This window comes from Microcystis sp. M53598_WE2 (assembly GCF_030067735.1).
GTDB lineage: Bacteria > Cyanobacteriota > Cyanobacteriia > Cyanobacteriales > Microcystaceae > Microcystis > Microcystis aeruginosa.
The window spans coordinates 1-6462 of sequence record NZ_JASJFE010000179.1 but is presented as its reverse complement, the minus strand read 5'-3'; the positions used below and the strand labels follow the sequence as shown (position 1 = coordinate 6462).

Below are 6462 nucleotides of genomic sequence, written 5' to 3'. Positions count from 1 at the left end.
TCCTTGTATTTATTTCCTCAATTTTTTGAAGATAAAGCAACCGAACATCTGCTGGGAGATGGCATCGAACCAAAACAATTGAATGATGATAAAATTAGTCGAGTAATGGACAAACTTTATCAACTTGATGTTTCGGTCATTTTCCTACTGATTAGTTGAGCGGCCGTGAAAAAATTTGGGGTGGCGACCGAGAATTGCCATTTAGATGCTACTTCCCTCTCAGTGGAAGGAGAATATAATACTAAATCCGTTGAGTATAGGCTACATATCAGGACAGGCACTCATGCAATAGGCAAGAGGAAAAAGGGGGAATAAATAATCAGTTTTTAATAACCAGATTTAGTATAAAAAGGAATACCCAACAGTAGAAATCCTTAGGCTAAGTTGAAGTTATAGTTTTAAGTATTTAATTGACTAACAAAGACTAGAGAAGGAGCAAAGGGAAAAAATGTCAATTAATGAATACAATTTTGTTACGGTTTTGCTCCTAGGGATGATCGATCGGTTAGAATGGTAAGACGATCAACGATAACAATTATGACTTTACTAGCGAAATCTTTAGAGGAACTGACCGACTGGGTAAAAGACCAGGGACAACCCGCTTATCGGGGTAAACAATTACACCAATGGCTATATGAAAAAGGGGTGCATTCTTTGGCGGATATTTCCGTATTCCCCCAAGAATGGCGCAGCAAGATGGCGGATTATCCTATTGGTCGTTCCCTTATACATTATCGCAGTGTAGCACCCGATCGCACTCGTAAATATCTGCTAAAACTGGCGGATGGTTTAATTATCGAAGCGGTGGGAATTCCTAGTGAAAAAAGATTGACAGTCTGTGTTTCTTCGCAAGTGGGTTGCCCGATGGCCTGTGATTTTTGTGCCACGGGAAAAGGGGGTTTTACTCGTAATTTAAAAGCACATGAAATCGTTGACCAAGTGTTAACAGTACAGGAGGATTTTCAGCAGCGAGTCAGTCATGTGGTATTTATGGGGATGGGGGAACCTTTATTAAATATCCCCGAAGTGGTGACAGCGATTCATTGCCTTAATAAAGATGTGGGTATCGGTCAGCGTTGTTTAACGATTTCTACCGTGGGATTGCCCCATAAAATCAAGCAACTAGCGGAACATAATTTGCAAATAACTTTTGCTGTTAGTCTCCATGCTTCTAATCAACAAGTTCGAGCTAAATTAATCCCCAGTGCCGACCATTATCTCCTAAGTAATCTGATCCAAGACTGTCAGGAATACGTTCAAATCACGGGACGAAGAGTGACATTTGAATACATTCTTTTAGCGGGAGTAAATGATTTACCCGAACACGCAAGGGAATTAGCCAAACTGGTGAAAGGTTTTCAATCCCACGTCAATCTCATCCCCTATAATCCTATTCAAGAGGTGGATTATCAACGGCCTGATGAAAAGAGAATTAAGGCTTTTAAAACTATTTTAGAACAGGAAAAAGTCGCCGTTACTGTCCGTTATTCCAGAGGTTTAGCGACCGATGCGGCCTGTGGACAATTGCGATCGAGCGTCATGGTACAATGAACGGCCGTAAATCAGCAATTAACTAGGGTTGGCTGAATACATCTAAAAACCTTGTTGGGTAAGACGTTTAGACTTTTGGAAAATCAAAAAGTGCCAGCCATTGGAGGGATCGGGGGGAAAATTCCGGGACTTTTTCCCTGAAAATTAGGTAATTTACCAGATGAAAATGGGTACAACCCTACACCCTACACCCTACACCCCACACCCTGGCCCCACGAGAAACTTTTTGCCGCAAACCCTAACTAGATTGCTAGTCTCCCCGCTAGGCTAAACTAGAGAACTATAACATCAATGTAGGAGCCATTTCGATGCAAAGTCTCTCTAGTGCCAAAGAAAATCGCCTTTTTGTCTATGAAGTCGTCGGTTTGAGTCAAAATGACAATACTGATAACCTAGATTATTCTATCCGTAAGAGTGGCAGTGTCTTTTTAACTGTTCCCTATAGCCGCATGAATCAAGAAATGCGTCGGATTACCCGTTTAGGCGCTCGCATCGTCAGCATTAAACCCTTAAACGCAGCTGCGGCCCAGTAGTTGAAAAAATAATTATCGGTAATATCTGTCCCCCGCTTTTGTCCTGATCAGGCAAACTAGGGGGATTTTTAGCATAAATGGGAAAAAGTAGCATAAATCTTAATAAAAAGTAAAATGCTGCAAATGTAACAGATTTTAACCAGAGACTTAACCTATCCTATCCAAAAGGATAAAAGCGATGTCTGTGGTTTTTTTAAGATAACTCTCAATTAGGCCTAGGTGTAGTGTACCGATGGTAGGCTAAACTATGGAACGATTATCGTGACTTGAGTTGGGAGTTATATTTAATGTACAGTCCGAGTACACTAGCGGGAAACCGTTTATTTGTTTACGAAGTGGCGGGTCTCAATCAAAACGACAATACTGACAGCTTGGATTATTCAATCCGTCAGAGTGGAAGCGTGTTTTTCACGGTTCCCTACAGTCGCATGAATCAAGAAATGCGTCGGATTACCCGTTTAGGTGGTCGTATCGTCAGCATCAAACCCTTCAATGGGATTGCCCCCGTAGCAACTGTTTCTAGTGCCTCCACACCACAGCCAATCGCTCAATCATCGCCCGTCCCCGAACAGACCAAGAAAAAGGCCATGACTCAAGCGAAAGAAAAAACAGATATCCCCGTCAACATCTACCGTCCGAATCAACCCTTTATCGGCAAATGTATCGAGAACTATGCTCTCGTTGATGAGGGAGGTATCGGCATCGTACAACACGTCACCTTTGACCTTTCTGGGAGCGATTTACGCTATTTAGAAGGCCAAAGTATCGGTATTATCCCCCCGGGTACCGATGCTAATGGCAAACCTCATAAATTGAGACTCTATTCGATCGCCTCCACCCGTCATGGTGATAAATTAGACGATAAAACCGTATCCCTCTGCGTGCGTCAGTTAGAATACCAACACCCAGAAACCAAGGAAACGGTTTATGGAGTTTGTTCCACCCATCTCTGTAATGTAGAGGTGGGTGCCGATGTGGCTATTACCGGCCCTGTGGGTAAGGAAATGCTGCTACCGGGTGATGAAGATGCCACTATCATTATGATGGCCACTGGGACGGGAATCGCTCCCTTCCGAGCTTTCCTCTGGCGGATGTTCAAGGAACAACACGAAGATTATAAATTCAAAGGTCTAGCTTGGTTGATTTTCGGAGTTCCCAAAACGGCCAATATTCTCTACCAAGAAGAATTAGAGAAAATAGCGGCGGAATTCCCCGATAACTTCCGTCTCACCTATGCCATCAGCCGGGAACAGCAAAATCCCCAGGGCGGTAGAATGTATATTCAACACCGGGTAGCCGAACACGCTGACGAAATCTGGAATCTACTCCAAAGTCCCAAAACCCACGCTTATATGTGCGGACTGAAAGGGATGGAAGATGGTATCGACGATGCTATCAGTGGTGCTGCTGCTAAAAATGGCGCTGATTGGTCTGTCTATCAGAAACAACTGAAAAAAGAACATCGCTGGCACGTAGAAACCTACTAAACCAAAAACGTTCTCTGAAAATTTTTGCGGGTGGGCATTGCTCACCCTTTTTGTCTTGGCTTCGGTTAAGATCAGTTTCTTAAAAGGCTTTTAATACTAAATCTAGTTATTAAAAACTGATTATCTATTCCCTCTTTTGCATGAGTGCCTCTTACCTTTTGCCTGTCCTCACAAGTAGCCTATACTCAACGGATTTAGTATAAAAAGATGAAATTCTCTCGACGCTTTTTTCCTGTTTTCCTTGCCCTCTGCTTACTGTTTATTTTGCTGCCCCGGGCCTGGAGTTTTACTAATAGCCAAAAACAAATTCTGGCAGATTTAAAAACAGCCGAGATTATTTATCTGGGGGAAAGGCACGATAGCCAAGCCGATCATCAGGCCCAATTAGCTATTATCGAGTATTTACAGGCTAATAATCCCCAAATAGCGATCGCTTTCGAGATGTTTCAACGTCCTTACCAAATCTATTTGGATCAGTATTTAGCCGGCAAAATTAGCGAAAATCAGTTGAGAGAAAAAAGTGAATACGACCAACGTTGGGGATTTGATTGGGAATTTTACGCCCCGATCCTGCGCTTGGCCAAGGCAAAAAAACTACCAGCGATCGCCCTAAATACACCCACGGAAATCACTAGAAAAGTGGCACGGGAGGGCTTAGAAAGCCTCTCCACCTCAGAAATGACCTACATTCCCCCTAAAAGCGAAATAAACCAGGATAACGAGGAGTATCGTCAACAGATCCTAGCCGTTTATCAGCAACACACGGGGGGCAAAAGTCAGGGATTCGATCGCTTTTTTCTGGCACAGGTCCTCTGGGATGAAACCATGGCCGATGCGATCGCTAAATTCTGGCAAGCTCATCCCGACTATCAGATCATCGTCCTAGCAGGAAAAGGTCATATTGCCTACGGTTACGGTATTCCCAGTCGAGTCCAAAGAAGATTAGGCGATCGCGTCATCCAGCGTTCGGTTTTCTTGGGAGACGCTCCTCAATCATCACCAGCAGAAACCAAAAAACCCGCCGATTATTTTTGGCAAGGGCAAAATTAAGCCAGTCAGGAGTTAGGAAGCAAGGGATGGTAAGCTAAGATGCCAGTCTTTCAATTTAGTAGATAATAGGTCTGAAAAACTGAGGCTATTTTATGATTAATTTAACCTGTCAAGATAACGAAACGCTCGATCGCATTTTAGCTGTGACTCGTGCCGTCGGTTGGGGTGGTGCTAAAATTCTTCAATCCTACTACCGGGGTGAACAGGATTTAGCCGTCAACAAGAAGAAAAAAGGCGGACCAGTGACGGCGGCGGATTTAGCGGCAAATAACTATATTTTAGGGGAATTACAAACAAATTTCTCGGATATCGACTTTGGTTATCTGAGCGAGGAAACCCATCAAGGCAATGAAGCTATCCCGAAAGATTGGGTATGGATTATCGATCCTTTGGACGGAACCCGCGATTTTATCAACAAAACGGGAGAATATGCCCTACATATCGCCTTATGTTATCAGGGAAGACCGCTCATCGCCGTGGTTGCCCTACCGGATCAAGAAAAACTCTATTTTGCCCAAAAAGGAAAAGGTACTTTTCTAGAAACTAGCGACGGAAATATTACACAGGTAAAAGTTGCCAATAAAGATAAAATTACCGAGCTCTATCTGGTGGTTAGTCGTACCCATCGCGACCAACGTTTTGATAATTTATTAAGTCAAATACCCTTCTTCGGTAAAAATTATGTGGCTAGTGTGGGCTGTAAAATTGCCACGATCCTCGAACAAAAATCCGATGTTTATATCTCCCTATCGGGGAAATCGGCGGCTAAAGACTGGGATTTTGCCGCTCCGGAGTTGATTTTAACGGAAGCCGGCGGCAAATTTTCCTATTTTGACGGTCAACCCGTGCGCTATAATCGCGGCGATGTGCGGCAATGGGGGGGGATCATGGCTAGTAATGGTCCTTGTCATCAACAACTTTGTCAGTTGTCCACGGCAATCCTCGCCCAAATTGATGCCACTGTCTAATTTCTGACTGGAAAATAGAAGCTGAAATAACGCAAATTCGTCAATCATACTAAATCCGTTGAGTATAAGCTACATATCAGGAGAGGCAAAAGGCACTCATGCAAAAGACAAAAAGGAAAATAAATAACCAGTTTTTAATAACCAGATTTAGTATCAGAAGTGGTTCTTCGGTTTGTGTTATGCAAGGGACGGGATTATAAGAGATGAAACCCTTATAGAGAAAGAGATTGCTGCGATATTTCTCAATTGTTTTCGATCTATAACGAACTAATCAATTAAGTCTCTTGCCAGATAAGGATTTAGTCGATTTATGCCACCCGATCGAACCATACCAGGTAACGAAGAACCTCAGAAGTTTACCAATGGCGATCATAATGATGCCCAGCCAGGGCAAGCGCATCTGGTGGTGATTCGGTAGTAGTGATGGCGGCTTAATCCTTTGCTTTGCTGTGCATTGTAGTCATGGATAAAATACCAAAGGGCTCCCCAACGTGATTCTCCATTTTTTTAGAGAAAGATAGACTCTCTCTCACCAGCCGAGAAATCCTTTGTCGAAAGGTATTATTTAATCTTTCAATAGGATTAGTTTGACCAGTTTCTTTACCTACTGCCCGATGACGTTTACTAGGAATTACTGTCTTATAGGACTCCCAAAAGTCTGTGGAAGCAACAGCGCATTGTCGGTAAACACCGGGTAAACTGGCCCCAAAGTTTTTTGGCTGATTGACGACTCCTATCTCCGCGCATAGGGTCTGCTGAAAAAGTTTTTCCTAGGGGCAGGGTGTAGGGTGTGGGGTGTGGGGTGTGGGGTTTTACCCATTTTGAGGGGGTAAATTACCTAATTTTCAGGGAAAAAGTCCAGGGATTTTCTCC

Annotated in this window: 5 protein-coding genes and 2 pseudogenes; 6 read left to right on the top strand and 1 reads right to left on the bottom strand. The window is 43.3% G+C overall.

The features are described from left to right. The 6 genes and pseudogenes from PX636_RS03935 to PX636_RS03910 form a co-directional block, all read left to right on the top strand. Positions 1–237, top strand: a pseudogene (locus PX636_RS03935) (DUF4277 domain-containing protein); the annotation flags it as partial. A gap of 300 nt (positions 238–537) precedes the next feature. Continuing rightward, positions 538–1551: a dual-specificity RNA methyltransferase RlmN gene (rlmN, locus tag PX636_RS03930; RefSeq protein WP_012264695.1), complete on the top strand. Its 1014-nt coding sequence runs from the start codon at positions 538–540 to the stop codon at positions 1549–1551. A 308-nt stretch (positions 1552–1859) separates the two neighbouring features. After that, on the top strand, positions 1860–2084 hold the full coding sequence (gene cpcD, locus PX636_RS03925; RefSeq protein WP_002795571.1) for a rod-capping linker protein CpcD: 225 nt from the start codon (positions 1860–1862) through the stop codon (positions 2082–2084). Between the two features lie 287 nt (positions 2085–2371). Beyond that, on the top strand, positions 2372–3571 hold the full coding sequence (cpcD/petH, locus tag PX636_RS03920; RefSeq protein ID WP_002795570.1) for a bifunctional rod-capping linker CpcD/ferredoxin--NADP reductase PetH: 1200 nt from the start codon (positions 2372–2374) through the stop codon (positions 3569–3571). 207 nt (positions 3572–3778) lie between these two features. Further along, complete coding sequence (locus PX636_RS03915; RefSeq protein WP_002795569.1) at positions 3779–4621, top strand: ChaN family lipoprotein; 843 nt, start codon at positions 3779–3781, stop codon at positions 4619–4621. Positions 4622–4713: 92 nt separating this feature from the next. Then, positions 4714–5589, top strand: a complete 876-nt coding sequence (locus tag PX636_RS03910; RefSeq protein ID WP_012264696.1) for a 3'(2'),5'-bisphosphate nucleotidase CysQ family protein — start codon at positions 4714–4716, stop codon at positions 5587–5589. A 369-nt stretch (positions 5590–5958) separates the two neighbouring features. Here the strand turns inward: PX636_RS03910 and PX636_RS03905 are convergent. Then, a pseudogene (locus PX636_RS03905) lies at positions 5959–6330 on the bottom strand (IS1 family transposase); the annotation flags it as partial. Positions 6331–6462: the final 132 nt, after the last annotated feature.

Coding starts and splice junctions, on each gene's coding strand:
- rlmN (WP_012264695.1), top strand. CDS start 538: ATGACTTTACTAGCGAAATCTTTAGAGGAACTGACCGACTGGGTAAAA.
- PX636_RS03910 (WP_012264696.1), top strand. CDS start 4,714: ATGATTAATTTAACCTGTCAAGATAACGAAACGCTCGATCGCATTTTA.
- PX636_RS03915 (WP_002795569.1), top strand. CDS start 3,779: ATGAAATTCTCTCGACGCTTTTTTCCTGTTTTCCTTGCCCTCTGCTTA.
- cpcD (WP_002795571.1), top strand. CDS start 1,860: ATGCAAAGTCTCTCTAGTGCCAAAGAAAATCGCCTTTTTGTCTATGAA.
- cpcD/petH (WP_002795570.1), top strand. CDS start 2,372: ATGTACAGTCCGAGTACACTAGCGGGAAACCGTTTATTTGTTTACGAA.